The following is a 26,812-nucleotide window of genomic DNA, read 5'->3' on the forward strand; positions in this document are numbered from 1 at the left end:
TGTTATCTTCTTAAGCCTAATTTTTCTTTTGTGGAGATGATTTCAGCAATTCTCACACCGAAGTTTTCATCAATGATTACTACCTCGCCTCGAGCTATTAACTTTCCATTCACTAAAACATCGACATGCTCGCCCGCTTGCTTATCCAACTCGATGACGGTTCCTTCACCCATTTCTAAAATCTCTTTGATGTATTTTTTGGTTCTCCCTAATTCTACCGTCACAGTCATTTGAACATCCAATAAAAGTTCAATGTTGGGAGACGTTAAACCTTGTGTTGTCGTGCTTATAGCCGGAAATTCAACGTCTTTAACGGGTATGGTGGGCTCTTCTTCTTTTGTTTCTTCAAGTGTGGTTTCTACTTTTGCTTTTTTTTGTAATAGAGAAAGGACCGATCTTGCCATTGAGAAAGGGAAAATTAACAGAAGCCTGGTACTAAAATAGCCTGAGATTTCAAAATTATATTGAATTCTAATAAGATACTCTTCACTCAAATCAGATACGAATTCATTTCCATTCACTACTTGTATTCCTAAGAGTGAAAACGTTTCTCCTGTCCTGGCAGAGAAATAAGAAATCAGCGAATAAATAATTGGATTGAAGGCATCTTTAATAGTTGCCATTTCCGCCGCATCTAATGGGGTGCTTAAATCCTCATCGCCGTTTCCTCCCATGATGATATTGACGATTTTGTGAGCTTCTTTGAGGGGGAAGATTAAATATGCTTCGCCGTTTACACCACCCGAAACTTTTATGATAAAAACCACATTGGAACCCTTTAGATCCTTTTGAACTTCTTTCCTTGTTCGAACTTCAGCATAGGGTTCAGTGATGAGGACATTAGCATTTAAGACAATCTGAAGACCAGATAAACCTTTTGATAGACCTTTCAAAATCTCATCAGCAATTCTATCTCTTTCTAAAGGTGATAGGTCTACTCCTTTTTGAGTGGTAGTTGTAGTTTGGAAGGTAGATTCTCCCGTTTCTAATAATTCCACATTATTTAGTAGGGCATCAATTTCTTCTTGAGACATTCCTGCATCCACCATGATTAACCTCCTAATTCATTGTATTCATAACTCCATTTTTATGAAAAGTAAATCAAAAAATCGAGAATTTCACTACATAATTACACATAATATCGAACAAATGGGTAATTGAGAATAAAGCTTTTTAGTTGACTTATAAATCAATTTTGAAATCCTTTGTTTATGCAATTAAGCAAAGAGCTGATTGGAAGAAAGCTCAAGAGCTACACAATCACCGTTGAAAAAGGAAAGATACGTGAATTTTGTATGGCAATTGGGGAAAAGAACCCCATCTTTTTTGATGAAGACGAGGCAAGAAAAGCAGGTTATGAAGGAATACCTATTCCTCCTACGTTTCAGACCACGTTTCAGTTTTGGGGCTATCCTGAGATTTTCGAAGACATGAGAAGCATGGGAATTGATACAGATCGGCTTCTTCATATGAAAGAAGAGTACACTTATCTACGTCCCATTTATGCCAATATGACCATCAAAGCCGAGGGAGAAGTAGTGGACGTAAAAACAGGAAAAATGGAAATCGTCACCTTTCGAACTACTTATAAAAATGAAAATGATGAGCCTTGTATCATTGCTGAAATGGGAATCATCCTTCGACCCAAAGAATCTTAATCAGGAGTTCCTATGAAAACTTTTGAAGACTTCCAAGTAAATCAAGAACTTGAACCTTTACGTATAGGACCCATCACCCATATGGATTTGGTGAGATATGCAGGAGCTTCAGGAGATTTCAATCCCATTCATACCGATCCAGAGTTTGCAAAAAAAGTGGGATTAAATGGAACGATAGCTCATGGAATGTTTGTGATGGCACAATTGGGAAGGTTATTAACTAACCATTTTCATCTTCATAAAATTAAATCCTTCGGTGTAAAATTTCGTGGCATGACTAAGTTGGGAGAAACCTTAATCTGCACTGGAGTAGTAAAAAAGAAAAATGAAGAACAACGAACCATGATTGTGTCATTACAAGCAGCATCCGAGTCTGGAGATATAAAAGCTTCTGGGGAAGCAGAAATTCAGTTTTAGGAATGTTATTTCTGATAGATGACGAAACAGCTACTATGACTTTTGAGGGTCTTTTTCTTCTCATCGCAAGTAGGAGAAGAGTAGATAATTTTCGAACATTCTCCATAATGAAGCAAAAAAACCTTTTGTTGGTCATTAAAATACTGAGCTATATCTAATAGACTTAATGGGAATCCTTGTTGATATATTTTTGAGAGCGTTTCGACTTGTTGTTGATTGGGCTTAAGTAATGACTCGAGAGTTTGAGCTTGTTCGTGTTGGCAGTTTTTTAAAGTCGCTTTTGATAAAAGATAGTGTTTTTGTTGAGGGTGGTTTTGGAATGCCTTTTCAATTTCCTCATGAATACAAGGTATCATTTGGCTACAGAATTGCGTAATCTCACTGGTCTTTTCTAAGTATTTTGTTATTGACTTTTCATCCTTACAAAACAAGAAAAATACAAAAACTACGATTCTGAGTTTTTTCATATAAAATTTTCAATCCAGAATTTTAATTGCAAATCCACAAAAAAGTAATTTCTTTATTTTTATGCGAGAGGTTTACGTCCCACCATCAGGACCACCAAAAAAAGCACCTCCAGAACTTTATTCCATCTTAAAGGAAGACGGGATCAGAAAGCTCTTGTGGCTTCATTATAAGAATTTATCCCAATCGAAGATAAGTTTCCTATTTCCACGGAATGAGCAAGAACTCCTCAAGTCGGCTGAGAAAAATGCAGATTTTTTTATTCAAGTCTTAGGAGGACCTCCCCTATTCACTCAAAAGTATGGTCCGCCCATGATGAGGGCACGACACATGAAATTCCCCATCACCTACGAACACCGTAATGTTTGGCTTGAGTGCTTTTTCTTAGCCATTGAGGAAATCAAAAAAGAAATCCCATTAGAAGAAAACCAAGAAAAAGAATTCAAAGAGTTTTTGGAAGACTTCTCCGAATGGATGGTCAACACAAAAGACTGACACCACCAAAATCAGTTTACCTCAAAAACCTCAAAAGTAGTTAAAAAATCGAAATGGTGAGGTAAAATACAAGAAACACAAACTTTAAAAATAGCTTTAAAACCGTATTGACAAAGAGTTTGAATTCATGTTTCAGTTTGATATTTCATAAAAATTGAGGATTGGTTTAGCAATACCTATCTGATAGCACAAAATAAAAAAAGCCTAATTTTCAAAAAAGACCCTTTTATGCTGAAATCGGTAAGCATTCATGTCGAGTTGGAAGTCGTCAGTCTTCCATCGATTTTCGATAACCCATTGGTAAAGTTTTCTTTACATTCGTTCCTGCCAAAGGAAAAGCATCAAAAAACCAAAAAGCAAATAAAGGGATAAATGAGATAAAGGTTTCAGTAAGTCAATAAGAGGGTTAAAATAACAAAAATGATGGTCCGACCTTTGATGAGGAAGGAATTAAAAGCCATTCGTTTAATGATGTCTTGGACGATTTTGATTTCTTCTAAGAAGAACTTTGCTTTTTGTTCTTTTTTTAGCATGGAGGGAGCTCCCTATTTTATTTAATGATAAGACTTTTTTGTTTAGTCAATAAGTTTGAAATTCTTTACTTCAACTTTTATCTGAAATTGGGTGAGTGCTTGGTTCTATTAATAGGGCTTTTTGAATATTGTTTTTCTCATGGAAATTGGGCAGGGGAGGATTCGAACCTCCGTAACCCTTTCGGGTGCCAGATTTACAGTCTGGTGCCATTAACCACTCGGCCACCTACCCAATTGCTGCCTGTAGGCTTCGAACCCACGACCTGCTGATTACAAGTCAGCCGCTCTACCAACTGAGCTAAGGCAGCTTATGTGGTATCCATAACAATCAAGCCAAATCCTTCGTCAACAAGAAAATCCCAAAAATTTCCATCACTTTGGGAATTTGTTTTTTCCAAAAAATATAGTTCATCTTCAAAAATCCATTCTCCCCTCTCCCCTTTGGAAGGATCCTGACAAAGATAAAAGCCCAGAGCTGGATGGATTTTATCGAAGGCACAACAACGCCAAGCGATGGGAGTTCTTCTTCTGCTTTGTGTTTTCTTTCTTCTTGTTTTCGGTGGAGTTCTTCGAGACGTTTGATTTTCTTTTCTCTTCGGCTCTGGCTTCTTCACCGTTCCTCAAGAGGTTTCGGATTTGTTCTTCACTTAGTAAAGTCTTTGGGGCGTGGGATTCTTCTTTGAGTTTTTGTTTTCTTTTTCGAGCTCTCGTATGAGCTTTTCTGTTTCTTCTTTGTGCTCAGTGCTTTGGGTAAAAAAGAGATATTTTTTGAGCGGAAAAGTAGGCACGTGCCTTTTGCGAGTTTGTGAATTCCTTATCCATGCTCCACACGACTCACAAACATCAGCAGAAGGAGACGAAATCGGATTTCCACATCTAAAGTTTTAGTGTTTTTTTTTAATGCATGTCCACACTCACCACACAATACGCAATCAAGCTCCTCAAGAGTATGACAATTTGGACAAACCAGTAAGGTTTTTTCTTTTTTGGCTTTTTGATATTGTTGGTATTAAGTTTGGAATTTGAGATCATCATTCATTGTCAACTCCTTTAATACGGAAAAAAACGCAACTTACATTATCACTCGAGAGAGGAAGAATTTGCTTCATGAGTTCTTTCCCCAGAGCTTGCATATCAAGGCGAAAATCAAAGTCCTCAGGTAGATATTCCCAAAAACCATCACTACACAATAAGAAAACGTCATCATTGAAGATTCTTCTTGAGAGCTGATTCATTTCGAAGTAGATTTCGTTCTTGGTTCCCAAGGAGTTCGCTAAAATATTCGATGGAATGAAATCATTTTTGGTGAGGTTTCTCAAAGTGTGGTCTTCTGTGATTAAGAGCAGATTCCCGTCTCGAATTCGATATAAACGAGTATCACCAACATGCACATAGAAAAACTCACCATAGTAGTTTAAAACCCCCGTGAAGGTGGTTCCCATGTTTTCATATTCCGGGTTTTCTTTGCCTTTTTGGAGGAGGATTTCGTTGGTTTCTTTCATGATCTTTTTCACTTGTTCCTCGAGTTGAGGGATACTCATCCCCTTGGGTAGATGGGTGGTTTTTTCCGCAATCACCTTTCCGGCGAGTTCACTGGCAACATCTCCAGCTCTGTGTCCACCGATCCCGTCCAAAACAGAAATCATAAATACTTTTTCGTGGATGTCTTCGATGACAAAAAACCTTTCTTCATCGCGAATGAACTCTTGGTTTACGAAAATGGCATCTTCGTTTCGCCATCGGATAAAGCCTTTATGGGAGTTAGCATAAATTTCGATTTTCATTTTTAGGACCTTAAAGTAGCATTGAGATTCTGAATTTTTACTACAAATTTTATGTCAGCAATTTCTAAGACTCCCTGGTTTTCAAGGACTTGGATTTCATTAGGATTAAGTTTTTTCTCGTTATACTTTATACTTATACTTGGTGCCAAATGATAACAATAAACTTTCCTCGATCGTCCTCCATACGCTTAAGAAGGGTATCCACTGCTTCTCCAAAAGAATCCGACCTATTCCACCTATCAGGAAGTTCATACTTGCTTCTTTTTTTTTCATAAACAAAAACACGAACATCAGTTTTACATATTTACATTAAAGAGAGCTATCATCAAGTTTACTTATTGAAACTTGCATTGACATTTTCATATAGTCAAGCTTAAGCTCAGTTTGATGATTTTGTTTAGAGTTCTGATTTTTTTTAAAACACACACTTAGCTCAAAAGACCAACGAAACCGAAACGAAAAGAACGTAGCTCAAACCCAAAGCCCAATCGAGATTTTCGACATCACGGGGTTATGAAGACGATTTGATTTACAACCCTTCATCGCTATCCACGCAGAAAAAACGTTATGGGGGGATAACCAACATCATCAATCACAGTTCATGATTGGGGTTTATTGTTGATTTTTTCGATATTTTAAGTAATACTTACCATAATCTGTCCATTTGAGTTCCACTCCTTCGGCTTAGGTTAGGTGTTATCGGGCGTAGTCTTTTCGTAGTTAAGGTGTTGAATCTCAGCCAAAATATTGTTTCTAATGCTATCTAAGGTGTTCTTATCTAATTTTTTAATGAATGATATGATCTTCAAAATGGAATAATATAAAGAAATAAAAATAAGTCCGACACCGTCAATTATCAAACCCAAGGGAAGAACAACTTTCAAAAAAAGCACGAGGATTCATCCTGTCAAATATCCTGCGATTGGACCACCTGAGAAAGCTAACAAAATTAATCGCCAATTTCGTAAAAAAATCCTGCTACGATCAGTCCTGTAAATGACACCATGATGCTAACAACTACAACAAATTAATAGGATTATTAGGATCAAGTTTGAAGATTTGATCTCTTCAAGGAGTTTCATTCAAAAAATGAGATACAATCGAGATCGCTAAGACATATAGCATAATTCTAAAATACTTTTTCACATTGGATTTTGAATAAATGAATTTCTCATTAGTTTTTTCTTTGACTTCTTGCTTGTATCTTTCAAGATTTGTTCTTCTAATGTTTTTCTCTGAAGTCGTTCCTTAGGGATGGAATGGTTCGCAAGAACTGCCGCTAAGCGGTCTCGATGGGGGAAGTTTTCAATTTTATGAAAGCGTTGAATCCAAGTTTCAATCCCATCTTTTGCTTTTCGGACATCGTAATTATCTTCTTCGAAAATTTCTATGATTTGGGTTTGAAATCTTTTTTTCTCGTTTATGCATTATGCAAAATTAAATCCTACCATTCCTTAATGGGTTTGATGAGGAAGGTATCAGGCTTTAGTTCTGAAAATTGCTGATTTAGAATCAGATTTCGAATGTAGCTTTTTATATCACTTGTTTTTTTCAAAACGAGACCATTGCAATAAAATTCATGCTCAGGGGACAACGTGTAGTGGAGGTTATAGTAGTATTTGATGTTAAAACGAAATCTCATACTATCGAATTGCAAGATGATCAAATTCAAGGCTACTTTGGGTGAATATGCTTTAAAGCAACCATAAAAGATACCAGCAATTTCTTTGACGAGCTTCTAAGTAGAGATAAAAATCATCTTTCGGATGGTAAGGAGCTTCATGTAAGTTTGAAATTCTTTTTCTAACAGTCGAGCGAATTCTTCGGAGTTTATTCCTTCTTCTCTTTTTTCGTGGGAGCTACGGGTAGTTTCTTTTGAGATCGGGATAATAAATAGCAAACTTCAGACTGGTATCTTGATCCTTGGGAAATCGATTTCCACTATCTTTTCGATCTCAACAAACAAAGGATCGTTGGCTTCTTTTAGCCATCTATAGTTACCATCGAGTAGAGGTGTCTTTCCCCTGGGTCTGGGTATTCTTCCATTAGGGCGGCTAATTCTTCGGGATTGTTGGCGTACTTTCTTTCATCTTTAAGCATACCGAAAGGTAAGCGTCTATACTTTATGTGGTTTCGTAGTCAGCTTCATAATGAACTTGGACAGGTTTTCCTTTGAACCAATTCTAGATTTCTTCGTAACCTCATCGCTTGTCGGGATTTTTTGTCAAGAGTCCTTTGATTAGGTTTTTGAGTTCGTTGGGGATTGAGTCATCGATATGGATATTTCCATCGAGTTTTTTTTCATGACGGCATAATCAGATAACCCTCGAAGGGATTTTTCCCAGTATAGAGATATGGCAACGTTATTCCCGAGGCATAATAATCCATTTTTTCGGTGATGATGGTTTTCCCTTGTTGGCTAATGTAAAGTTCTGGAACTGCGTAAATTTCTGTTCTTGGTATGCCTGTGAGCACTTTGGATTTGTCTTCTTCTACAATCGAGGATATCCCATAATCTCCAATCTTGATGTCTTTTTGGGATCTGTCTTTGAAAAAGATGTTTTCTAACTTGATGTCCCTGTGAATGATTTTCTTTTTATGACAGTAATTTAGAGTTTCTACGGTTTCAAACAAAATTCGTTTGATTTTCTCTAAATCTGTAAGGGGGATGATGTCCTTTAGACTTCCTCCTTTTGTTTATTCTAAGATTTCGAAAAATCTACGTTGATAGTTTCCATAATCAATGAGCTTGATGATGTCAGGATGTTGGATGTTTTTCAAAAACTCGGCGATGTTTTTTTCGGTTGGAAGTTTTAAAAGTAGAGCTTCGAAACGAATTTTTCTTTTTTAAGATTTTCAATCAAGTAATCTCGCTTTCCCCACTCACAAAAAAAGTTGAAGGAACGTATAATCTTGGGAATTTAAAGTGATTGTCTGTCCATCATACAAAGTAGAATCATGACTCGCAACCCTGATGGTACTGTCGGATGTTTTGGTATCAACCCTTTTGGTTCCTGCGGAATGATCCTGAGGCTCTTTCCTTTTGGTTTCATCTGACATACTTCCTCTCCACGTTGTTTTATATTGTTTTCTCAAAAAAAGTATCAGAATCGATGATTTATTCGGCTTTGATTCATTTTCTTGTAAGTTTTTTTTGCGTGAGCCAGTTCTGACTTTGTGAACAAAATTCAACCCATGGTTTCTTCATAATTATGAGCAAGGAATTTTTTGAAAACGTTTCTGTTTTTGACTTCTCTTAAGTGGTTTTGATTTTTGATGCTTGATTGAAAAAAAGTCCAAAATTTTTTTGTAAGATTTCAAAGAAAATGAGATTTTATATCGTGTATGAGAAACCAAGTGGAATTCTTGGCAAAAGAGCTCCATGTCGTGTGTGTAAATCTTAGCCCAATGCATTTTCTTTATTTACAGTATCTTGCTCAGAGCAAATTTCAGGGTGATTTTGCAAGGACCGTAGAATCTCTACTCAAAAGGAACTTGGGAAAAATCTATCCTAAATCCATATCCCACATCAAACGAACCCTCACCGCAAAATATCAACCAAGAACGAAAAAATACCAACGCTTTTGGATTTCCGTTTCTCCCGTGATGTGGGGAAGATTATTTCAACTACGTCTATACATGGGCTATTCCGTGAGTTACCTCATACGAATATTGCTGGAACTCGAGATGATGGGGGAAACAACAAGAAACAGACACACCGAGATCCCCAGAAGCTCCACAACCGACCACCTCCTCTATCATAATTATGAGGACAGGATCATGGTGGATTGTCTTACGGGGAGTGTGGTGTTTGACTTCTATGATGGTGTTGTTGCAGTGGGTTGATAGGATGAAAAAAAACGCCCTATGGGCGTTTTTAGTGCCGTAAGTAAATTTTGCAGTGATAGTCTTTGGCTTTGAAGAAGTTTTTTGAATATTCTATCACTTCTTTTGGATCATAGTAGGCACAACTGAAGATGTCTAAGTATACGCGGTTTGTTAGGTTTGCGAAGTGTCCAGAGACTAGGGACGTTTCAATCAATTGAACTAGCGAATACCCAGCGACTCGTTCGTCTTCTCCAAAGTGAACTATGATGGGTTCACCAAATCTTTTGACTTTGATTTTCTCACATAACTCTATTGTGTATTGATAGATGGCATCTCTATCCCGAATGAGCTCAGGATCACAATCATGAAGATCCAACGCTGTCACTAACCCCCAGGCTCCTGTTTGTTCAAATTGGAGTTTGCTGGCTATGGTCTCTGGCTTGATGTTCAATTTTCTTTTGATCCAGCTACTGATGTGGTTTTCATATTTTTTTTGAATTTCAGGTAAGAAAATGTCTGTTCCATGAATTACTTTCCTACATGTTGGAGATTTGCATTCACAGACAAAACTTTGTTCATTCAAAAAGATGGTGGCGTAGTCGATCGTTATCTCTTCATCGGGTAAAATATCTCGCAATGCAACGATGGTAAGGTCTCCATCTATTCCTGCATTTGGCTCACAAGAGTGGTTAATGTAAAAAAGAGCTGGGATTTCGTAGAAGCTTTCCGGACCAATTAAGATTTCTTCATCAATGGGAATCAAAAAAGATTGTTCTTCTTTGCTGAGATTTTGAACCTCCTGCTGAGAATAAAATCTGCCGGTAAGAACGCCAATGGTTGTGCCCTTCTTGATGTAGCTATTCGAAAACAAACCCGTCTTGTGTATGGGTGAAGGACGTAGATCCACATCGACAAAAGTATATTTCAAAGAAGTCATAGTGCGAGTCATTTCTTCCCTCCTAACATGAGTTCTTTCTCGAATTCGTAATCTTTTACTTCGAGATACTTTCTTTTCGCTGGATTCATGATTCCTCTTTCCATGTATTTAACGATCATTTCCTTGGGTAAGAACACATTTTTTATATGTTCCAGCGCTCTATCTATGTCCATGTTCAGATTGCAAGTGTATAAATCCAAAGCCGCATAACCCAGCTCAGGCCATGTATGGATGCTAAGATGAGACTCTGCAATCACCACCACTCCTGAGACACCTTGCGGGGAAAATTTGTGGAACTTGCTACTAATGATGGTTGCGCCTGCGATGTCAGCTGAGTAATTTAAGGCATTCTCGATCTCGGGAAGGTTATCCAATACGGAACTGTTACACCCATACAACTCAATGATGTAGTGGATACCTAGGGGATCTTCCATTCATTGTACCTCCTTATTGTTTTTTTGGGATTTCAATAATAGTTGCTTAAAAAAAAATTTAATTTCACATCGACAACAAAATTTTGAATTTTTATGTTAAATTTGTATTTTTTTTGAATTTTGGTGAAAATGGTTGAAAAAATTTATAAAAACGATTTAGGAAGAAATGGGAAATCAATCTTTGATTTCCCATTTCTCACCACTGTAAAGTATCTGATGTAGGTCGGGTTCTCCTTTTTTTTGTCGACTAGTTTGGATTAGATTTTCTAAATCCTCATCAAACCGATTTCTGTTTTGTTTGTAGAGCACACCAACTGCTACAGGGAAGTTCGGATTGTTTTCATGCTTGATGAAGTTCAAAATGAAATTATCATCTTGGGGGTCATAGATGGCTACTTTTTCTGGTTCATCCACTGCAGAGATCACTCGTAGTTCATGATTGACTAGCTCCAATCCTTTTTCTTGATCCTTTCCAAAAAGAAGTTTCTTTCCCTCTTCGACGTAGATCATTCTTTCAATGCGATTTTGCTTCTCTGTGATTTCATCATAAACACCATCGTTAAAGATGACACAATTTTGCAAAACTTCAATAAAGGCTGTTCCTTTGTGTTGATGAGCCAATTTGAATACTTCTTCCATATGGGGAATGTCTTTGTCATGAGTTCTTGCTATGAAGGTAGCACCAGAACCAAATGCCAATTTCACAGGAGAAAAGGGGTTATCTATGGAACCTTCAGGTGTAGTTTTTGATATGGTTCCAATCTTTGAAGTAGGAGAATACTGTCCTTTCGTTAATCCATAGATTTGGTTGTTAAATAGTATGATTTTCATGTTGATGTTTCTTCTTAGGACGTGAATAAAGTGGTTTCCCCCGATTGATAGGGCATCCCCATCACCTGTGATCACCCAAATGTCTAAATCAGGACGAACCAAGCGTAAACCAGTAGCAATCGCAGGAGCTCTACCATGAATGGTATGAAATCCATAAGTGTTCATATAATAAGGAAATCGAGAAGAACAACCAATCCCAGAAATGAACACAGTTTTTTCTCTTGGAGCTTGCAAGTCGGCTAGTGCCTTTTGGACGGCATTAAGGATAGCATAATCGCCACAACCGGGACACCAACGAACTTCTAAATCCGAAGCATAATCTTTTTTGGTCAAAGTTTTCATAAGAACCTCCTTGAGTTTTTAAAATTTACTTCGAAATACGTTGATTAATTCTTCTACCAAGAGGGGTTTTCCTCGAACCTTGGTATATGCTTCTGCGGGCACAAGGTATTTACCGCGAAGGATAAAGGCTAACTGTCCTAAATTCATTTCTGGAACAATGATTTTTTTGAAGGATTTTAAGATGGTTTCTAAGTTTCTGGGAAATGGATTTAAATATCGCAAATGCACATGCCCTATAGAATATCCTTCTTCTAAAAGATGATCCACTGCGGTTCGAACACATCCAAACGTAGAACCCCAACTCACTACAAGTAATTCTCCTTCGCTATGCCCATGAACTTCTTGATTGGGAATGTCATTCACAATCCGCTGTATCTTTTCGTTTCGCAGTTTTACCATTCGATCGTGATTTTCGGGATCATAGCTGATCTTTCCTTCTTCGTCTTTTTCTAGTCCTCCAATTCTGTGGATGTGGTGGACGTTTCCTGGTATCACCCATTTCCTTGCTAAAGTCTGAGGATCCCTTTTATATACCTTGTATCCTTCTATTTTTTCATCTAACGAGGGTTTTTCAATGGGGAAGTCCAAATCTTCAATGTTCGGTAGTCTCCATGGCTCAGAACCATTGGCTAGGTAACCATCAGACAAGAAAAAGACAGGAGTCATGTATTTAACAGCAATCTTGATGGCTTCGAAAATTAAATTGAAGTTTTCAGATGGAGTTGCAGGTGCCAAAACGGGAACAGGGCTCTCTCCATTTCGACCAAACATGGCTTGAAAGAGATCTGCTTGTTCGGTTTTAGTAGGCATTCCCGTAGAAGGACCACTTCTTTGGATGTTGATGATCACAACTGGAAGTTCTGCCATCACAGCTAAATTAATGGCTTCTGTTTTTAGGGCAATTCCTGGCCCCGATGAACCTGTGATTCCAATGGCTCCACCATAAGCAGCTCCAATCGCCACACTCACGGCTGCAATTTCATCCTCGGCTTGGAACGTATATACATTGCAGTGTTTGTACTTAACAAGTTCATGGAGGATATCAGAGGCAGGCGTTATAGGATAACCAGCATACAAAACCTTCATTTTAGATAATATGGCACTGGAAACAATTCCTAAGGCTAATGCCGTATTGCCGTTGATGTTACGATAAACCCCGGGTGGGAACTTGGCTTTTTGGATAATATATCTTTCTTGTAGAGCTTCAATAGTGTCAGCATAAGCATGCCCTGCCATCAAGGCTTTGATGTTTGCTTCTGCATAGATGGGTTTTTTTTCGAATTTTTTCCTTAACCAGTCAATCGTTGGTTGTAGATCTCTACTAAATAACCAATAAGTAATTCCTAAAGCAAAAAAGTTTTTACTACGCTCAATGTCTTTCGCACTTAGTCCAGTGTCTTGAAGAGCAGTTTTCGTCAGAGAAGAGATGGGCACTTCGATAATACGATATTTTTGATGAAGCGACTCATCGTGAAGGGGGTTTGTGGTATAGCCTACTTTGATGAGATTTCGTTCGTTGAACTCATCCGAATTCGCAATCAAGACACCGTTTTGTTTTAATGAACTGATATTGGCTTTTAGAGCTGCAGGATTCATCGCCACTAAGACATCCACTGTATCACCAGGAGTAAAGATTTTGTGATCACCGAAATGAATTTGGAAGCTCGATACACCAGGAATAGTATTTTGCGGAGCTCGAATCTCAGCAGGAAAATCAGGGAATGTCATCAGATCATTTCCTGCAAAACCTGTGGTTAACGTGAATTGACTTCCTGCGAGCTGCATTCCATCACCGGAGTCTCCAGAAAACCTGATGGTGACTTCGTCTAATTCTTTGTAATTTTTGTTTCTACCTGTTTTTTCTGTGAATATTTGTTTTTCGGACATAAATACCTCTCGGAAGGGACAGTTTGGATAAAAAAATTATAGCACTGAATTATCTTAAATCAACTACTTTTTAGAAAAAAGTTTGATTTCAAATTCTTCAAAAGTCTTCTTGGAAGAAAGAAGGTTTTTGGAAACTATTATGAGTGGGATCATAGAACCGAGGATGTTCAGAAATCTTCGAGGGGACCTTGATGTATCGATTGTGGATATTGCCATGTTCTCTGATGAAAAGTCGTTCTATGGTTAAAAGGATTCCAATGATACCATATGTTTGATAACTTTCAATTGCGTATTGGGAACAAGTGGGATGCATTGGACACTTTACACCATTGTATTGCGTTTCTTCTTGTTGATAGTTTTTTATGAAGTGAACCAAAGGGTCTGATTGGCAGTGGGGAAGAAAAAAAGCAACTAAAAAAACAAAAAGAAAAGTTAGGATTCGGATAGGTCCCAATAGGCTTCGGGGTTACTTTGAGGTGAACCTTGAGATATATAAGCAGAAAACGATTCCATTAATAGTCGTTCTTCTTCTTTGATGTTTGCAAGTTGTTTGAAAAGTATGCGGATATTTGGATCTTCAAATTTATCTGCCATTTTGTTGTAGAAATCTGCTGCATCTTCTAATTGTTGAGTGGCAAGGGCTAATGCTTCTAGTTCTTGACCTTTGGCATCTTTGTAGGTAACACGATCCAACCTTCGCATAAAAATTTGAATGGATGTACTATTAAATTTTTGAACTTCTGATGCTAACTTTAAATTGGGGAGTGCTTCTCCACCTTTGATTTCTGAATACAAATTCGAAATCATCTGGATTTGTTCGTCTTGGTCTTCTGCAAGTTTATAGAATAAATTTTTGATGGGACCTTCGGGCAAAGATTCTGCCTGCCGTGTGTAGAATTCAAAAACGTTTTTTTCATGTTGTATGCAAGCAGCCACTGCCTCCAGAAAAGTTGATTTTTTTACGGGCTTGTATTTTATCATAATATTCAAATTTATGGTTTTCCTTTATCATCAAGCAAATTTTGTTGATTTTCTCAAAAAACAGAAGTTGTCTTTTTTTAGATGAACGAAATAATTATCCAGTGGGATAAAGAACCCTTTACGATTTACAATCCCAAGTTTTCAGTAGAAGAAATCCAAACCCAAATAAAATCCCTAAAGCCTTTCCGAAAAGGTCCTTATCAAATCAACCAAGTGGAAATACCGTCTCAATGGAATAGCTACATCAAGTGGAAATATCTAAAAGACGTTTTAGAGAGAATTTTTCGGGATGTTAGCTTTTTGAAAAAAGAAATCCGTCTCTTAGATATTGGAGCAAATAACGGCTATTATTCTTTTTTGATTTACTTTGAATTTCAACGTAGAACAATAAGTTGTGATATTGATTTGATTGACCCTGTCAGGGATTTTTATGATCAGTTTTTGTTTCTTAAGCAGTTTTTCTCTTCTGAAGATCAAAAGCATTGGAATTTTCATTTGCTTGGTTGGGAAGATTTAGAAAGGCTACCACATCAGTATGACCTCATACTTCTTATGGGTATTCTTTATCATCATACGGATATGGTGGAACTCTTAAGAAAAGTTCATAAAAAACTCAAAACCAACGGGGTTTTGATTTTAGAAACCATAACTATTTCCTACGGGGAGTTTCCGTTGTTTTTAATGCCAGAAAAAAAATATGCGGGAGCAACGGGGATTTGGTTTTTACCCAATCGTATGGGGGTTTTAACTCTACTCAAAAGAACTAATTATCGAAACATTGAATTCATCAACGAACGATTTCTTTTGGAAGAGATGCCAGGAATTGGAGAACTACCATCACTGACAGATGCCATCTCCAAAGAAAATCCTGAGTTCACCATTGAAGGCTATCCCAAACCTTGTCGTTCTTTTTTCATTGCAAAAAGATAAATTTTTTTATAAAGTAGTTTTAACTTACGAAATAGATTGATTGTTCTTCTTTGTCAAAAGAATTAGAGAGTATGAACCAAGAAAGAAAATTTATCGTAGGGGTGATTGGTCCTAACCAAGCCCTTTGTCCAAAAGAAATTTATGACTTTGGCTTACTTTTAGGAAGACGTCTCATTGATGATGGGTATCTGATTGTATGTGGGGGTATGTTTGGAATCATGGAAGCCGTATGTCGTGGCGCAAGAAACTCACCAGTTTATAGTTACGGTTGCACCATTGGTATTATCCCTTCCGTGGACAAAAAATCTGGTAATCCCTATTGCGATATAGTTATTCCAACTGGCATGGGGTTAGCAAGAAACGTTATCATTGTCAATACCGCTGATGTTTTGGTAGCTGTGGGAGGTGGCTCTGGAACTCTCTCTGAAATCGCTCATGCATGGCAAACAGGAAAAGAAGTGCTGTGCTACACGGGATTTGATGGTTGGGCAAAAGAATTAGCCAATCGTCAACTGGATACTACCCAAGAAAGGCGCCTCATCCCAGTTCATAGTATAGAGGAAATTATGAATGAACTACGAAGGATACTATACAAAGTCGAGATATAAATTTAAGATTTCAATTGCTTAAATCGAAAGCCTAACTTTTTTTATCTTTATGAACATGTATGTTTTACAGTTTTATCAATTTCACCCAATTATCGAAGAGGAACTTTTTTCAGTTAAGGAGTGGTTTTACGAGAAATGTGTGGAAAATGAATTAAAGGGTTTGATTTTAATAGCTACAGAAGGGATCAATCTTTCAGTAAGTGGTTCAAAATTAGCATTGATTCGCTTTTTGAATGAATGTTATCAAGCCCCTTATCCCTTGAAGAAAGAAACCCGTGTTCGGATTATGGAAACAGAAGTGGAAGCATACAAAAAACTTGTCGTTAAAATCAAAAAGCAAATCATACCTTTCCCTGTTGAAGTTGATTTAAAACTCAATCAAAATCGATATATCAAGCCGGAGGATTTTCATCAGCTCATGCTAAATGATCAGGCTTTGCCTGTGGATACAAGAAATGATTATGAATGGCTGGTGGGAGCTTTTCGAAACGCAGAAAAATTTCCCATAACCAAATTTCGAAATCTACCTGAACAAATATCTTGGTTTAGAGATATATATGAAAAAAATCACAATCACAAAAAGAAAAAGATTGTGCTATACTGCACTGGTGGGATACGTTGCGAAAAAGTAACTCCCTTTTTGGTTCTACAAGGATTTGACGTCTATCAACTGGAGGGTGGGATTTTGGATTACTTTCAGACAATTCATCACGAACAAGAACATTTTTGGGAAGGAGAATGCTTTGTTTTTGATGAGCGATATACGATACTTCCGAATTTCAAAAAGGGGAATACAAAAGCATGCATCATGTGTGGTCAACCCATAGTAAAGCAAAAATGTGTTCATTGTGGAAATATTCAAATAGCTTGAATGTAGGTGGAGTTCATTATGTTTGCATCCAAAGAAAAACTAAACACAGAAGAAATATTAGAAAAAGCTCAAAAAGGGATTCGAATTTCCAAAGAAGAAGCCTACGAACTTTACATGAATGGTGATTTTTTAGAGATCCAGAAAGTAGCAAGAGAAATACGAAATCGCTTCAACAAAAAAGGAATCGTAAGTTATACTGCTTTTCGAGTGGTTAACTACACAAATTATTGCACGATTGAGTGTAGTTTTTGTTCTTTTATGGATGAAGTAAATTCTCAAAGAGGATACGTCCTCACAAAAGATGAGATCCTAAAAAAAATGGAAGAAGCCATTGCAATGGGAGCTCGCCAGATGTTTTTTCAAGGAGGGGTGAACCCAAGGATTCCGTTTGATTATTATCTGGATGTTCTTTCGAGTGTGAAGAAGGAATTTGGAAAAGACATACACATACGGGGATTTTCACCTGTAGAACTTATTAACTTAGAGCAAATCACAAAACTTCCTTTAGAGGAGGTTTTGCTTGAGCTCAAGCAAGCGGGTCTGGATTCAGTTCCCGGTGCAGGTGCTGAAATCCTTACTGAAAGGATGAGATATATCTTGTCTCCAAAAAAGGCTTCTCCATCAGAATGGGTGCGGGTAATGGAAACCTGCCATAAAATGGGTCTCAAAGGAAGTGCGAATATCGTCTTTGGCTCAGAAGAAACGAGATGGGAGGTGATCGAACATTTGAACTTAATACGCGAACTGCAGGATCGAACAGGAGGGTTTTTGTCCTTTATTCCATGGACATTCCAAAAACAAACAAAAACATTTTATGTTCGAAATGTTCCAAGCCAAGAATATTTAAAGGTTCTTGCCATCAGTAGAATCTTTTTCGATAATATCCCTCATATTGAGACTAGCCTCATGGTTTTAGGAACAGGTGTTGGGCAAATCGCTCTGCATTCAGGTGCTGATGACGTCTCTTCAATTGTGATTGAAGAAAATGTCTTAAAAAGCTATGGAATCAAAACCGAAGAAGGTATCCGACAATTCATCATCGATAGTGGCTTTTTCCCTGTGAAAAGAGATTTTATGTACAACTATGACTCAGGATTGGTTTAACTTTAAATTCTGAATATATGATGTTTTTGCAGTAACCACTGGTATCTTCGGGATTAATTTTAGACTTGATAAGTCAAATGGAATTTTATCAATAAAATCTTATGTCATGAGGATTGTTAAATGATTTGCTTGTAATAAAATTGAAATAATCATGTAATTAAAATCAGTAATTTTAAATATTTAATCACTGGGAGATACCTATGAGTTCACGGCTTCATTTTCTTTTTTTCTTTTTGGTTTTGGCATTTTTTGTTGGCTTTTCTTCTTTCTGTGGAAAAAAGAAGCATAATATTTTGATTGATGGTTCCAGTACCGTGTATCCTATTACTCAAGCCGTAGCGGAAGAGTTTATGAGGCTAAACAAAGACTACAATGTTTCTGTGGGAATTTCAGGAACTGGTGGCGGATTTAAGAAATTCTGTGCAGGGGAAACAGACATCTCGAATGCATCCAGGGAAATCAAAAAAGAAGAAATAGAAAAATGCAGAAATAACGGCATTGAGTTCATTGAACTTCCCGTGGCTTTTGATGCATTAAGTGTGATTGTAAGTCATAATAATAACTTTGTGGATTATATAACCGTAGAAGAATTACGTAAAATTTATAACAAAGATCAGCCAGCAAAGAAATGGAATGAAGTTCGCCCCAATTGGCCTGATAAAGAAATCAGAGTCTATTCCCCAGGACAGGATTCAGGAACCTACGATTATTTTGTGGAAGTTATTTTAGGGAAAAACGAACGAATAAGAGCCGATGCTCGCTTCAGTGAAGATGATAATGTAATGGTTAAAGGTGTGAGTGAGGACCCCTATGCCATAGCGTTTTTTGGTTTTGCCTACTATGACGAAAACAAAGCTTTTGTGAGAGCAATCCCCGTCAAAAATCCGAAGACAAAACAAAACATATCACCGAGCTTTGACACGGTTATGAATAGAACTTATGTTCCTTTGTCGAGACCTCTTTTTATTTATGTAAACAAAGCATCCTTATCAAAACCAGGCATAAAAGATTTCGTAAACTTCTACATAGAAAATTCTTACGAATTGGTTCGTCAGGTTAAGTATATACCTTTCCCAAAAGAAGACTACCAAATCCTCAAGGCATATTTCGATATTGGGAAGACAGGTTCTCCTAAAAACGAAAAGCAAGCAGGTGAATTTTTTAACGTAAAAGAACTATACTCAGCGAACTAATCTATGGAAACCTTACAACAAGAACAAAAACGAATCCTAACTCGTGCTATAACCGAAAGCCGAGAAAATGTATTCTCGAGATATGGAAAAACTCCTTCTTTTTCACTGACCGAAAGATTATTAAAATATACCCTCACTTTTTTTGGATGGTTAACTGTTGTTATCACCCTTTTGATTGCTTATATTCTTATTCAGGATGGAGTGTTGTTTTTTTCTAAAGTTTCTCCTGTAGATTATTTTTTTGGACGAGAATGGGCACCTTTTGGACAACCGAAAAAATTCGGAGTGCTTCCTTTGGTGAATGGCACATTGATGATTGCCATTGGTTCCATCGTAATTGCTGCTCCATTGGGTTTACTTACCGCGGTTTTTTTGACTCAATATGCAACTCGTCAGGTCCGAGAAGTGACAATCCCCTTGATCGAAATCCTGGGGGGAATTCCCACAGTTGTTTATGGTTATTTTGCTTTGGATGTAATCACACCTTTGCTAAAAAAGGTTTTTCCTGAGATTGAAATTTTTAATGCTCTTTCGGCAACCATTGTCGTGGGAATATCCTTGATTCCTTTGGTTGCTTCTTTATCGGCGGATTCTATTCGAGCCGTTCCCAAAAGCATACAAATGGGGGGTTATGCCTTAGGATTGACCAAATTTCACGTGGTCACAAGAATTATCGTTCCAGCAGCATTTTCGGGAATTGTAGCATCCGTAATTCTGGCTTTTGCTAGAGCAATTGGAGAGACCATGGCTGTGACTTTAGCAGCTGGAGCTTCTCCCAAGTTAACTTTGAATTATTTAGAATCTATCCAAACCATGACAGCCTTTATTGTTCAGATTTCCTTAGGTGACACACCTTATGGAAGCATTGAATATTATACCATTTACGCTGTCGGATTGCATCTTTTTTTGATCACTTTAGCATTTAACTGGCTTGCTTTGCAACTTGTGAGAAAGTATCGAGAGGTGTATCGATGAGGTATGATCCCAACTTCAAAAATTATAAAAGGTACTACATTTATGGAATCATATTCTATGCTATTACTTTAACAATTAATGTTTTTGTGATCTTTCTTTTATTTTATCTCTTGATAACCATTACAATTCATGGATTACCTGTGCTTTCGGTGGATTTCTTTCTCAACCCACCATCGAGGTTTGCTGCAAGATCTGGGATATTCCCAGCAATTATGGGAACATTTTGGTTGATGATTCTTACTGCTTTGTTTTCCATTCCGATGGGGGTTATGGCGGCAATATACTTAGAAGAATACAGTAGCAAAAGTAGTAAATTCATTGAGTTAGTAAAATTAAACATCCAAAATTTGGCAGGAATCCCTTCCATCATATATGGAATTTTAGGTTTATCTCTTTTTGTGAGGGGAATTGAATTGGGTAGGAGTTTGATTGCTGGAGCTCTTACCATGTCTTTGTTGATATTACCCACGATTACGATAGCAACTCAAGAAGCTCTCAGAGCCATACCTGATTCTTTTCGTTTTGCAGGTTATGGTGTTGGGATGACTCGTTGGCAGGTGATTCGTCATCAAGTTCTTCCAGTAGCTATGCCTGGAATACTTACGGGTATCATCTTGGGGCTTTCTCGTGCGATTGGAGAAACCGCTCCCCTCATCATGATTGGGGCACTGACATTCGTTGCCATAGCGCCCACCAGTATTATGGACAGTTTCACAGTAATTCCCATCCAAATTTTTAATTGGACCACCTTGCCTCAAATGGAATTTCATAAATTGGCGGCTGGGGCTATTTTAGTGTTGATTGTTATGTTACTTATCATGAATTCTTTTGCAATATACTTAAGAATTGTCTTTCAAAGAAAATTAAGTTTATAAAAGGACTCGAACATGGCAGAAATCAAAATTCAAACTTCTGTGCAAAGTGAATCAAAGGATGAAAAACTACAAGTAGTATTTGATTTGCAGAATGTAAATATGTATTATGGTAAAGTCCACGCAATCCACGACTTGAATATGCAAATCTATAAAAACAAAGTAACCGCTTTGATAGGACCATCAGGATGTGGAAAAAGCACAGTTCTTAGAACCCTTAATCGAATGAATGATTTTATCGAAGGATTTCGCATTACTGGGAAAGTACTTTTAAATGGAGAAGATATTTATGATAAAAAAATCGATCCTGTAGAAATACGTTTACGAGTCGGAATGGTGTTTCAAACTCCTAATCCATTCCCCAAATCTATTTACGAAAACATAGCTCTTGGTCCTCGAATCAATGGATATAAAGGAGACTTAGATGAGTTAGTGTATGAGTCTTTATCAAAAGCGTATTTATGGGATGAGGTTAAAGATAAACTTCATGAAAGTGCCTATTCTTTATCAGGTGGACAACAACAACGACTATGCATAGCACGTGCTATTGCTATGCAACCAGAAGTTTTATTAATGGACGAACCCACAGCAAGTTTGGATCCGATTTCTACGAGAAAAATAGAGGAGTTGATTTTTGAACTAAAAGAATTCTACACCATCATAATTGTTACTCACAATATGCAACAAGCTGCGAGGGTAGGAGATTTTACCGCCTTGTTCTATCAAGGAAGACTCATAGAATATGATAGTACCTTCAAGATTTTTACCAGTCCAAAAGAAAAATTGACAGAAGATTACATCACAGGTAGATTCGGTTAATGGATAGCCAAGAAGCATGGGAAAGTTATTACAAAAACACAAATCACAACTTGATCTATCCCGATGAAAACCTGATCCGAATCATCGAAAAAATATATCAACCCAGCTGGCAAAAGGCATTAGACTTTGGATGTGGAAACGGAAGAAACCTGAGATATTTAAAAACAAAAAACATTCCTTTTCTTTATGGTTTAGACTTTTCGCAAGAAATCATAAGAAAAAATCAAGAACGTCCAGCGGGAATAGTTTATCTTCATTATCAAAATCACTCCCATCTACCATTTCCTGATGATGATTTTGATTTAGTAATTTGTTGGGGGGTTTTGCATTATAACCCTAAACCTATTAGAGAATTTCTTCTTCGAGAATTTCGTCGTGTTTTAAAATCCGATGGTTACTTAGTGGGAACATTTCGTTCAAATCGTGATACATATTTTTATCAGTCTGAAGTAAAAAATGCCTTTATAGAATTCTTTGAGGAACAACAAATTTATGAAGAACTAAAAGATTTCACCGACATAAAACTTTCTCATGTGGAACGAACTCTATTAGGAGATTTACAAACAAAGATAGCCCATTATCTGTTTGTTTCAAAAAAATAAAATTTTAGTAGTATAGAATTAGATTTTTAATTGAATTCACATGATAAATTAATACAATTGTTATTAATATGAATACTACATTAGATTTTACAAAAGCAATTGAGATTGCCAAAAATACGTATTGGATTGGAAAGTATTTAGAAAATGACCCATTTCAATGTCATCCCTATTTAATCGTTAACAATAACGAATCTATCCTGATAGATCCTGGCTCTATGTTAGAGATTGATGCAATTATAGAAAAGATTAACAGTGTATCTAATATACAAAACATTAAATATATCATACTTCACCACCAGGATCCCGACTTAGCAGCAGCGGTTCCTTACTTGGAAACATTAATCCAACGGGATGATTTGGTAATTATTACCCATAGTAGGATGACGTTTTTAGTGAAACATTATGGAATTAAATCTCAATATTATCGCATTGATCATCAGAACTTCGAGATAGACATAAATGGATATAAATTAAAGTTTTATACAACTCCCTATTGTCATTCACCTGGCGCCTTTATGACATATGACGTTCAAACCAAAGTGCTATTTTCAAGTGATTTGTTTGGTGGATTAGAAGAAAGTTGGGAATTCTACGCAGGTGATGATTATTTCAAAAAAATTGAAGGTTTTCACATGGCATACATGCCAAGTAGAGATATCTTGAACTATTCTTTAAGAAAGATCGAAAACTTGGATATTGAACTTATAGCACCTCAGCATGGATCAATCATTACTAAAGACAAAATTAAGCCATTGATTGAGAAAATGAAAGAAATGGAATGCGGCTTGTATATAGAAAAGAAATATTCAGAGGATTTAACTTCAACTATTTTGAAATTGAATCAACTCAAAAAAGAGTTTGAAGTTTCATTGGAAGAAATCAAGCAATTGAAAAGAAGTCAAGATGGTGATTATTATCTTGCTACTTTATTGATTAAGCCATTGATTGTAAATAAAATCAATAGCGATAAATTCAAGATAGATTTTATCAACATTCAAAAGAAATCTTTTCTCTTCAAGAATAAACACAATCAGTTAGGTGGTGATTTGTGTTATGCAAATTATATAAAAATCAATAATCAGAACTATATCTTGTTTTTTAACGGCGATGCCATGGGGAAATCCATTCAGGGAACGAGCGGTGCAATCGTGATGGGGACAATTTTAAACTCCATTTCTTATCGTCATTTTGATTATGTTCAAAGTATGTCGGAATTCTTTCACATATCAGAATTTTTCTATGAAATTTATAATGAAATTCAAAGTATCTTTCTTTCATTTAGTGGAGCTATGATGTTATCAGGTGTTTTAGGAATCATTGATGAAAAAGAAGAAAAGATGTATTATATCAATGCAGAACATCCTTATGTGGTTCTTTATAGAGATGGCAAAGCAAGTTATATAGATAAAGAACTAACACTAAGAAAATTTGGATTTCTTTCTGAGTTTTCTTTGAAAGTAAATATGTTTGATTTCAAAGAAAATGATGTGATATTCATAGGAAGTGATGGTAAAGATGACCTTTTACTTTATGATGGTGTTGAAAAAAAATTAAACACAGATCCAAATCTCTTTTTGTCTATTGTTGAAAAAAATCAAGGGAAGTTGAAAAATATAATTAATTTTATTTATAAAATTTCAGAACCTACAGATGATATATCAATCATGCGAATTTCTTTTAAGGAACATAATTATAATAAAAATCATCATATTATTGATGAAGATAGAATATACAAAATCAAGATCAAAAGTTATATTCGCCAGAAAAACTTTAAAAAGGCTTTGGAATTAATGGAAGGACCTTCAGAAAATCAACCAGTTGATATTCTACTTTATCGAGGATATTGTTTCTTGAATTTGCAAAGGTATCTCAAAGCTCTTAAGTACTTATTGAAGGCAAAAGAAAAACAACCTGATAATCCAGTTGTGTTGAAGTTTCTTGGATTAGCTTATTATTACTTAAAGAACTATAAGTTAGCAAAAGAATATTGGGAAAAAGCTATAGAATTAAAACCAGAAGATTCCTTGCTCAATAAAAATTTGAAAAAAGTCAATTCTATTTTGGAACGCCAACGAGTATTGATGGGAAAAGCACAAGGATTATCACAAGGGGTAGATAAGAAAGAACAACAAATAGATACACTCAAATATGAATTAGAAAAGATTTAATGGATTGTCCTTTTTGTGAGGTTCCCACGAGTCTTTTATTTCATATTAAAAAGTTCAGTGAGCCTTTTTCTATCTATATTTGCAAAAATTGTGGATTACAACATAAATACCCTCAAAATCAATCAAACTACTATACAAAAGACTATTATGAAGGAAAAGCTGAATATAGTTATATTGACGAAAGGAGATATTTCCCCTTCTTCGAGCAAGTTTGGAGAGCAAGGTTAAAAACCATCAAAAAATATAAACCTCCTCCTTTGAGGTTTCTCGATGTAGGTTGTGGATTTGGAGGATTTGTCTTGACTGCCTTACGAATGGGGTATGACGCTGAGGGGATTGATGTTTCTGAATATGCTGTTGAGGAAGCAAAGAAAAATCAAGATTTGAAAAATCGAATTTATCATACTGATCTTTTAAGCTTTGAGCCAAAAAAAAAATACGATGTAATCACTTTGATTGAAGTGATTGAACACCTAACTAACCCTAAAAGTGTTTTTGAAAAATTATCAGACCTCTTAAATCCAAAAGGTCTTTTGGTAATCCAAACGGCAAACATGGATGGTCTCCAAGCAAAACTATTAAAAGAACGATATCATTATTACTTACCTGGTCATTTATATTATTATTCTAAAAAAAACTTAATAAACTTTTTAAAACTCTATGGTTTTGAGGATTTTATTCCTTTTCATGGGGTTGATTTTGGTTTGCTACCCAAATATAAAAAAATGATGGGTTTTTTTGTGTCTTTTTGGGATTATAGAAAATTTCTAAGGGTGGGATTGTATCATTTTCTGAGTAAAATAGCCATAGGAAATTTTGCCATGACAAGTTCTTTTGTTTTATATGCATTCAAGAAAAAGAGCTTTTTATGAGAAATTTCTATGTTCCGCATTGTTCTTAAAATTTTCGAAAAGCTGTTTTATTTTTGCTACTTCATCCCCACCAACGGAAAATTTTTTGTAAGAATTCTATAAAATTCCACCATAGGTTCAGCCAAAAGGAATTTTGTTGATAACGTTTGAGGAGGTGTTTTGCTTTCTCGAGTTCTTCAGCTGTGAAGTTTTTTCTTATTTGGTTTTCTTCGAGTTCGATTAGGAGTCGCTTTTTTTTATCTCGAACATCAATGATTTTGGCATCAATGGTATTCCAGCCTAAGCTTTTGGCTGCTAAATATCTTCGATAACCTGCAAGAAGTTCGTAGTTCTGATTAATAAGAATGGGTTGAAGTTGTCCGAACTCTGACATTGATTCCATCAAGTCATCCACGTTCGTTTTTCGATTTCGTATTCGTGGTGGAATTTTGATGTCCTTGAGAGGAATCTGCATATATCCAAACAATAGAAAAAAAATCCAGTTGCAAACAAAAACTAAAAATGACGTTTTTGTTTCATGATGGAATTCAATCTTTTGTGGGAGATGTTGACCGAGAGTCGCAGACGACGCTTTCTAAAGGTCTTAGAAGAACGAACACGCTACATTACAGTGGTTTTAGAAGATATTTTCGATCCTCACAATGGTTCGGCATGTTTACGTTCTTGTGAAGCCAATGGAATTCAGGATATTTACATCATTGAGCGGGAAAGACCTTTTACTACAAAAGAAGGGGTTTCTATGGGATCAGGGAAATGGCTCACGTTGCATAAGTTCTCAAACACACAGCAGGATCCCACAGTAGAATGTCTAAAGGTTTTATCCCAAAAAAACTATCGGATTTATGGTATGAGTTCTTATGAAATCTCGGGTAAAGTAAATCGTTCATTGCAAGAATTATCATTGAGTCAGCCAGTAGCATTGGTATTTGGTTCTGAAAGGAATGGGCTAAGTAATGTGGCACTAGAACATATAAATGAATTTATCCAAATCCCAATGTATGGTTTCGTGGAAAGCTACAACATTTCAGTGGCTTGTGCAATAGCAGTATATACCCTTGTTCAAAATTTAAGAAACACAAATTACTCTTGGAGATTATCAAAAGAAGAAAAACAAGAAGTCTTATGGGAATGGTTGAAAAAAGAATTTCCCGATCATGAGAAAATTTTAAAAAATCAAATCAAAAGTTTTTAAATAAATTCGAAAAA

General features: G+C 36.3%; 35 protein-coding genes, 2 tRNA genes and 1 pseudogene. 16 read left to right on the top strand and 22 right to left on the bottom strand.

All coding sequences use genetic code 11. The features are described from left to right. Positions 1 to 2: 2 nt before the first annotated feature. On the bottom strand, positions 3 to 1,049 hold the full coding sequence (gene fliN, locus NZ853_02750) for a flagellar motor switch protein FliN (GenBank protein ID MCS7204596.1): 1,047 nt from the start codon (positions 1,047 to 1,049) through the stop codon (positions 3 to 5). 162 nt (positions 1,050 to 1,211) lie between these two features. Between fliN and NZ853_02755 the strand changes: the two genes are divergently transcribed. Together NZ853_02755 and NZ853_02760 are read left to right on the top strand one after the other, a co-directional pair. Continuing rightward, a complete protein-coding gene (locus tag NZ853_02755) occupies positions 1,212 to 1,658 on the top strand; it encodes a MaoC family dehydratase N-terminal domain-containing protein (protein ID MCS7204597.1) in 447 nt (148 codons plus the stop codon). 12 nt (positions 1,659 to 1,670) lie between these two features. Beyond that, positions 1,671 to 2,075, top strand: a complete 405-nt coding sequence (locus NZ853_02760) for a MaoC/PaaZ C-terminal domain-containing protein (GenBank protein ID MCS7204598.1) — start codon at positions 1,671 to 1,673, stop codon at positions 2,073 to 2,075. A 5-nt stretch (positions 2,076 to 2,080) separates the two neighbouring features. On the opposite strand, the gene NZ853_02765 is transcribed toward NZ853_02760, so the two are convergent. Continuing rightward, positions 2,081 to 2,542: a hypothetical protein gene (locus NZ853_02765; protein MCS7204599.1), complete on the bottom strand. Its 462-nt coding sequence runs from the start codon at positions 2,540 to 2,542 to the stop codon at positions 2,081 to 2,083. Positions 2,543 to 2,603: 61 nt separating this feature from the next. Here NZ853_02765 and NZ853_02770 point away from each other — a divergent pair, with 61 nt between their 5' ends. Beyond that, the gene (locus NZ853_02770; GenBank protein ID MCS7204600.1) at positions 2,604 to 3,035 is read left to right on the top strand and encodes a bacitracin resistance protein BacA; all 432 of its coding nucleotides are present in this window, start codon (positions 2,604 to 2,606) and stop codon (positions 3,033 to 3,035) included. Between the two features lie 386 nt (positions 3,036 to 3,421). Here NZ853_02770 and NZ853_02775 read toward each other — a convergent pair whose 3' ends face one another. From NZ853_02775 to NZ853_02835, 13 genes and pseudogenes are all read right to left on the bottom strand, one after another. Next, positions 3,422 to 3,568, bottom strand: coding sequence for a hypothetical protein (locus NZ853_02775; protein MCS7204601.1), 147 nt, complete (start codon positions 3,566 to 3,568; stop codon positions 3,422 to 3,424). 147 nt (positions 3,569 to 3,715) lie between these two features. Next, positions 3,716 to 3,800: transfer RNA gene (locus NZ853_02780), tRNA-Tyr, on the bottom strand. Between the two features lie 3 nt (positions 3,801 to 3,803). Then, positions 3,804 to 3,876: transfer RNA gene (locus tag NZ853_02785), tRNA-Thr, on the bottom strand. Next, a complete protein-coding gene (locus NZ853_02790) occupies positions 3,877 to 4,182 on the bottom strand; it encodes a hypothetical protein (protein MCS7204602.1) in 306 nt (101 codons plus the stop codon). A gap of 33 nt (positions 4,183 to 4,215) precedes the next feature. Next, a complete protein-coding gene (locus NZ853_02795; protein ID MCS7204603.1) occupies positions 4,216 to 4,356 on the bottom strand; it encodes a hypothetical protein in 141 nt (46 codons plus the stop codon). 109 nt (positions 4,357 to 4,465) lie between these two features. After that, complete coding sequence (locus NZ853_02800; GenBank protein MCS7204604.1) at positions 4,466 to 4,603, bottom strand: hypothetical protein; 138 nt, start codon at positions 4,601 to 4,603, stop codon at positions 4,466 to 4,468. Next, positions 4,600 to 5,352, bottom strand: a complete 753-nt coding sequence (locus NZ853_02805; protein MCS7204605.1) for a serine/threonine-protein phosphatase — start codon at positions 5,350 to 5,352, stop codon at positions 4,600 to 4,602. The genes NZ853_02800 and NZ853_02805 overlap by 4 nt, the downstream gene beginning before the upstream one ends. Before the next feature lie 120 nt (positions 5,353 to 5,472). After that, positions 5,473 to 5,604, bottom strand: coding sequence for a hypothetical protein (locus NZ853_02810; GenBank protein ID MCS7204606.1), 132 nt, complete (start codon positions 5,602 to 5,604; stop codon positions 5,473 to 5,475). 437 nt (positions 5,605 to 6,041) lie between these two features. Continuing rightward, positions 6,042 to 6,245, bottom strand: coding sequence for a hypothetical protein (locus tag NZ853_02815; protein ID MCS7204607.1), 204 nt, complete (start codon positions 6,243 to 6,245; stop codon positions 6,042 to 6,044). A 551-nt stretch (positions 6,246 to 6,796) separates the two neighbouring features. Beyond that, the gene (locus tag NZ853_02820; protein MCS7204608.1) at positions 6,797 to 6,994 is read right to left on the bottom strand and encodes a hypothetical protein; all 198 of its coding nucleotides are present in this window, start codon (positions 6,992 to 6,994) and stop codon (positions 6,797 to 6,799) included. 96 nt (positions 6,995 to 7,090) lie between these two features. Continuing rightward, positions 7,091 to 7,252 carry a hypothetical protein gene (locus NZ853_02825; GenBank protein ID MCS7204609.1) on the bottom strand — a complete coding sequence of 54 codons (162 nt, stop codon included), beginning with the start codon at positions 7,250 to 7,252 and terminating at the stop codon, positions 7,091 to 7,093. 401 nt (positions 7,253 to 7,653) lie between these two features. Further along, positions 7,654 to 8,031: pseudogene (locus NZ853_02830) on the bottom strand (protein kinase). A gap of 204 nt (positions 8,032 to 8,235) precedes the next feature. Then, positions 8,236 to 8,412 carry a hypothetical protein gene (locus NZ853_02835; GenBank protein ID MCS7204610.1) on the bottom strand — a complete coding sequence of 59 codons (177 nt, stop codon included), beginning with the start codon at positions 8,410 to 8,412 and terminating at the stop codon, positions 8,236 to 8,238. Between the two features lie 285 nt (positions 8,413 to 8,697). Between NZ853_02835 and NZ853_02840 the strand changes: the two genes are divergently transcribed. Then, complete coding sequence (locus NZ853_02840; protein MCS7204611.1) at positions 8,698 to 9,198, top strand: hypothetical protein; 501 nt, start codon at positions 8,698 to 8,700, stop codon at positions 9,196 to 9,198. A 31-nt stretch (positions 9,199 to 9,229) separates the two neighbouring features. Here the strand turns inward: NZ853_02840 and NZ853_02845 are convergent, their stop codons facing one another. The 6 genes from NZ853_02845 to NZ853_02870 form a co-directional block, all read right to left on the bottom strand. Further along, entirely contained in the window at positions 9,230 to 10,129 is a 900-nt protein-coding gene (locus tag NZ853_02845; GenBank protein MCS7204612.1) for an S-adenosylmethionine decarboxylase, read from the bottom strand. Next, the gene (gene speD / locus NZ853_02850; protein MCS7204613.1) at positions 10,126 to 10,551 is read right to left on the bottom strand and encodes an adenosylmethionine decarboxylase; all 426 of its coding nucleotides are present in this window, start codon (positions 10,549 to 10,551) and stop codon (positions 10,126 to 10,128) included. The genes NZ853_02845 and speD overlap by 4 nt, the downstream gene beginning before the upstream one ends. A 174-nt stretch (positions 10,552 to 10,725) precedes the next feature. Next, positions 10,726 to 11,724, bottom strand: coding sequence for a 2-oxoacid:ferredoxin oxidoreductase subunit beta (locus NZ853_02855; GenBank protein ID MCS7204614.1), 999 nt, complete (start codon positions 11,722 to 11,724; stop codon positions 10,726 to 10,728). An 18-nt stretch (positions 11,725 to 11,742) separates the two neighbouring features. Continuing rightward, positions 11,743 to 13,611: a 2-oxoacid:acceptor oxidoreductase subunit alpha gene (locus NZ853_02860; protein MCS7204615.1), complete on the bottom strand. Its 1,869-nt coding sequence runs from the start codon at positions 13,609 to 13,611 to the stop codon at positions 11,743 to 11,745. A gap of 97 nt (positions 13,612 to 13,708) precedes the next feature. Next, positions 13,709 to 14,065: a membrane protein insertion efficiency factor YidD gene (locus NZ853_02865; GenBank protein ID MCS7204616.1), complete on the bottom strand. Its 357-nt coding sequence runs from the start codon at positions 14,063 to 14,065 to the stop codon at positions 13,709 to 13,711. Next, a complete protein-coding gene (locus tag NZ853_02870; GenBank protein MCS7204617.1) occupies positions 14,044 to 14,592 on the bottom strand; it encodes a ferritin family protein in 549 nt (182 codons plus the stop codon). The genes NZ853_02865 and NZ853_02870 overlap by 22 nt, the downstream gene beginning before the upstream one ends. 81 nt (positions 14,593 to 14,673) lie before the next feature. Between NZ853_02870 and NZ853_02875 the strand changes: the two genes are divergently transcribed. From NZ853_02875 to NZ853_02925, 11 genes are all read left to right on the top strand, one after another. Next, complete coding sequence (locus NZ853_02875; protein ID MCS7204618.1) at positions 14,674 to 15,522, top strand: DUF1698 domain-containing protein; 849 nt, start codon at positions 14,674 to 14,676, stop codon at positions 15,520 to 15,522. A gap of 71 nt (positions 15,523 to 15,593) precedes the next feature. Continuing rightward, entirely contained in the window at positions 15,594 to 16,130 is a 537-nt protein-coding gene (locus tag NZ853_02880) for a TIGR00725 family protein (protein ID MCS7204619.1), read from the top strand. Positions 16,131 to 16,185: 55 nt separating this feature from the next. Then, complete coding sequence (locus NZ853_02885) at positions 16,186 to 17,001, top strand: rhodanese-like domain-containing protein (GenBank protein ID MCS7204620.1); 816 nt, start codon at positions 16,186 to 16,188, stop codon at positions 16,999 to 17,001. A gap of 18 nt (positions 17,002 to 17,019) precedes the next feature. Then, positions 17,020 to 18,105, top strand: a complete 1,086-nt coding sequence (gene mqnC, locus NZ853_02890; protein ID MCS7204621.1) for a dehypoxanthine futalosine cyclase — start codon at positions 17,020 to 17,022, stop codon at positions 18,103 to 18,105. Between the two features lie 200 nt (positions 18,106 to 18,305). Next, positions 18,306 to 19,298 (top strand): PstS family phosphate ABC transporter substrate-binding protein, encoded by a 993-nt coding sequence (locus NZ853_02895; protein MCS7204622.1) that lies wholly within the window; start codon positions 18,306 to 18,308, stop codon positions 19,296 to 19,298. Positions 19,299 to 19,301: 3 nt separating this feature from the next. After that, positions 19,302 to 20,273 (top strand): phosphate ABC transporter permease subunit PstC, encoded by a 972-nt coding sequence (pstC, locus tag NZ853_02900; GenBank protein ID MCS7204623.1) that lies wholly within the window; start codon positions 19,302 to 19,304, stop codon positions 20,271 to 20,273. Further along, complete coding sequence (gene pstA, locus NZ853_02905) at positions 20,270 to 21,148, top strand: phosphate ABC transporter permease PstA (protein ID MCS7204624.1); 879 nt, start codon at positions 20,270 to 20,272, stop codon at positions 21,146 to 21,148. The genes pstC and pstA overlap by 4 nt, the downstream gene beginning before the upstream one ends. 12 nt (positions 21,149 to 21,160) lie before the next feature. Further along, entirely contained in the window at positions 21,161 to 21,964 is an 804-nt protein-coding gene (gene pstB, locus NZ853_02910; GenBank protein ID MCS7204625.1) for a phosphate ABC transporter ATP-binding protein PstB, read from the top strand. Further along, the gene (locus NZ853_02915; protein MCS7204626.1) at positions 21,964 to 22,566 is read left to right on the top strand and encodes a class I SAM-dependent methyltransferase; all 603 of its coding nucleotides are present in this window, start codon (positions 21,964 to 21,966) and stop codon (positions 22,564 to 22,566) included. The genes pstB and NZ853_02915 overlap by 1 nt, the downstream gene beginning before the upstream one ends. A 68-nt stretch (positions 22,567 to 22,634) precedes the next feature. Next, the gene (locus NZ853_02920) at positions 22,635 to 24,734 is read left to right on the top strand and encodes a SpoIIE family protein phosphatase (GenBank protein MCS7204627.1); all 2,100 of its coding nucleotides are present in this window, start codon (positions 22,635 to 22,637) and stop codon (positions 24,732 to 24,734) included. Next, positions 24,734 to 25,606 carry a class I SAM-dependent methyltransferase gene (locus tag NZ853_02925; protein ID MCS7204628.1) on the top strand — a complete coding sequence of 291 codons (873 nt, stop codon included), beginning with the start codon at positions 24,734 to 24,736 and terminating at the stop codon, positions 25,604 to 25,606. Before NZ853_02920 ends, NZ853_02925 begins: the two co-directional genes overlap by 1 nt. 61 nt (positions 25,607 to 25,667) lie before the next feature. Here NZ853_02925 and NZ853_02930 read toward each other — a convergent pair whose 3' ends face one another. Next, on the bottom strand, positions 25,668 to 26,060 hold the full coding sequence (locus NZ853_02930) for a ParB N-terminal domain-containing protein (GenBank protein MCS7204629.1): 393 nt from the start codon (positions 26,058 to 26,060) through the stop codon (positions 25,668 to 25,670). Between the two features lie 63 nt (positions 26,061 to 26,123). Here NZ853_02930 and NZ853_02935 point away from each other — a divergent pair, with 63 nt between their 5' ends. After that, the gene (locus NZ853_02935) at positions 26,124 to 26,798 is read left to right on the top strand and encodes an RNA methyltransferase (protein ID MCS7204630.1); all 675 of its coding nucleotides are present in this window, start codon (positions 26,124 to 26,126) and stop codon (positions 26,796 to 26,798) included. Positions 26,799 to 26,812: the final 14 nt, after the last annotated feature.

Source organism: Leptospiraceae bacterium (assembly GCA_025059995.1).
In the GTDB taxonomy this organism is placed as follows: Bacteria; Spirochaetota; Leptospiria; order Leptospirales; family Leptonemataceae; genus SKYB61.

Coding starts and splice junctions, on each gene's coding strand:
- speD (MCS7204613.1), bottom strand. CDS start 10,551: ATGGAAGATCCCCTAGGTATCCACTACATCATTGAGTTGTATGGGTGT.
- fliN (MCS7204596.1), bottom strand. CDS start 1,049: ATGGTGGATGCAGGAATGTCTCAAGAAGAAATTGATGCCCTACTAAAT.
- NZ853_02935 (MCS7204630.1), top strand. CDS start 26,124: ATGATGGAATTCAATCTTTTGTGGGAGATGTTGACCGAGAGTCGCAGA.
- NZ853_02755 (MCS7204597.1), top strand. CDS start 1,212: ATGCAATTAAGCAAAGAGCTGATTGGAAGAAAGCTCAAGAGCTACACA.
- NZ853_02880 (MCS7204619.1), top strand. CDS start 15,594: ATGAACCAAGAAAGAAAATTTATCGTAGGGGTGATTGGTCCTAACCAA.
- NZ853_02760 (MCS7204598.1), top strand. CDS start 1,671: ATGAAAACTTTTGAAGACTTCCAAGTAAATCAAGAACTTGAACCTTTA.
- NZ853_02920 (MCS7204627.1), top strand. CDS start 22,635: ATGAATACTACATTAGATTTTACAAAAGCAATTGAGATTGCCAAAAAT.
- NZ853_02925 (MCS7204628.1), top strand. CDS start 24,734: ATGGATTGTCCTTTTTGTGAGGTTCCCACGAGTCTTTTATTTCATATT.
- NZ853_02775 (MCS7204601.1), bottom strand. CDS start 3,568: ATGCTAAAAAAAGAACAAAAAGCAAAGTTCTTCTTAGAAGAAATCAAA.
- pstC (MCS7204623.1), top strand. CDS start 19,302: ATGGAAACCTTACAACAAGAACAAAAACGAATCCTAACTCGTGCTATA.
- NZ853_02915 (MCS7204626.1), top strand. CDS start 21,964: ATGGATAGCCAAGAAGCATGGGAAAGTTATTACAAAAACACAAATCAC.
- NZ853_02845 (MCS7204612.1), bottom strand. CDS start 10,129: ATGACTCGCACTATGACTTCTTTGAAATATACTTTTGTCGATGTGGAT.
- NZ853_02770 (MCS7204600.1), top strand. CDS start 2,604: ATGCGAGAGGTTTACGTCCCACCATCAGGACCACCAAAAAAAGCACCT.
- pstA (MCS7204624.1), top strand. CDS start 20,270: ATGAGGTATGATCCCAACTTCAAAAATTATAAAAGGTACTACATTTAT.
- NZ853_02875 (MCS7204618.1), top strand. CDS start 14,674: ATGAACGAAATAATTATCCAGTGGGATAAAGAACCCTTTACGATTTAC.
- NZ853_02835 (MCS7204610.1), bottom strand. CDS start 8,412: ATGTCAGATGAAACCAAAAGGAAAGAGCCTCAGGATCATTCCGCAGGA.
- NZ853_02765 (MCS7204599.1), bottom strand. CDS start 2,542: ATGAAAAAACTCAGAATCGTAGTTTTTGTATTTTTCTTGTTTTGTAAG.
- NZ853_02810 (MCS7204606.1), bottom strand. CDS start 5,604: ATGAACTTCCTGATAGGTGGAATAGGTCGGATTCTTTTGGAGAAGCAG.
- NZ853_02805 (MCS7204605.1), bottom strand. CDS start 5,352: ATGAAAATCGAAATTTATGCTAACTCCCATAAAGGCTTTATCCGATGG.
- NZ853_02820 (MCS7204608.1), bottom strand. CDS start 6,994: ATGAGATTTCGTTTTAACATCAAATACTACTATAACCTCCACTACACG.
- NZ853_02840 (MCS7204611.1), top strand. CDS start 8,698: ATGAGAAACCAAGTGGAATTCTTGGCAAAAGAGCTCCATGTCGTGTGT.
- NZ853_02855 (MCS7204614.1), bottom strand. CDS start 11,724: ATGAAAACTTTGACCAAAAAAGATTATGCTTCGGATTTAGAAGTTCGT.
- NZ853_02895 (MCS7204622.1), top strand. CDS start 18,306: ATGAGTTCACGGCTTCATTTTCTTTTTTTCTTTTTGGTTTTGGCATTT.
- NZ853_02800 (MCS7204604.1), bottom strand. CDS start 4,603: ATGATGATCTCAAATTCCAAACTTAATACCAACAATATCAAAAAGCCA.
- pstB (MCS7204625.1), top strand. CDS start 21,161: ATGGCAGAAATCAAAATTCAAACTTCTGTGCAAAGTGAATCAAAGGAT.
- NZ853_02930 (MCS7204629.1), bottom strand. CDS start 26,060: ATGCAGATTCCTCTCAAGGACATCAAAATTCCACCACGAATACGAAAT.
- mqnC (MCS7204621.1), top strand. CDS start 17,020: ATGTTTGCATCCAAAGAAAAACTAAACACAGAAGAAATATTAGAAAAA.
- NZ853_02870 (MCS7204617.1), bottom strand. CDS start 14,592: ATGATAAAATACAAGCCCGTAAAAAAATCAACTTTTCTGGAGGCAGTG.
- NZ853_02860 (MCS7204615.1), bottom strand. CDS start 13,611: ATGTCCGAAAAACAAATATTCACAGAAAAAACAGGTAGAAACAAAAAT.
- NZ853_02885 (MCS7204620.1), top strand. CDS start 16,186: ATGTATGTTTTACAGTTTTATCAATTTCACCCAATTATCGAAGAGGAA.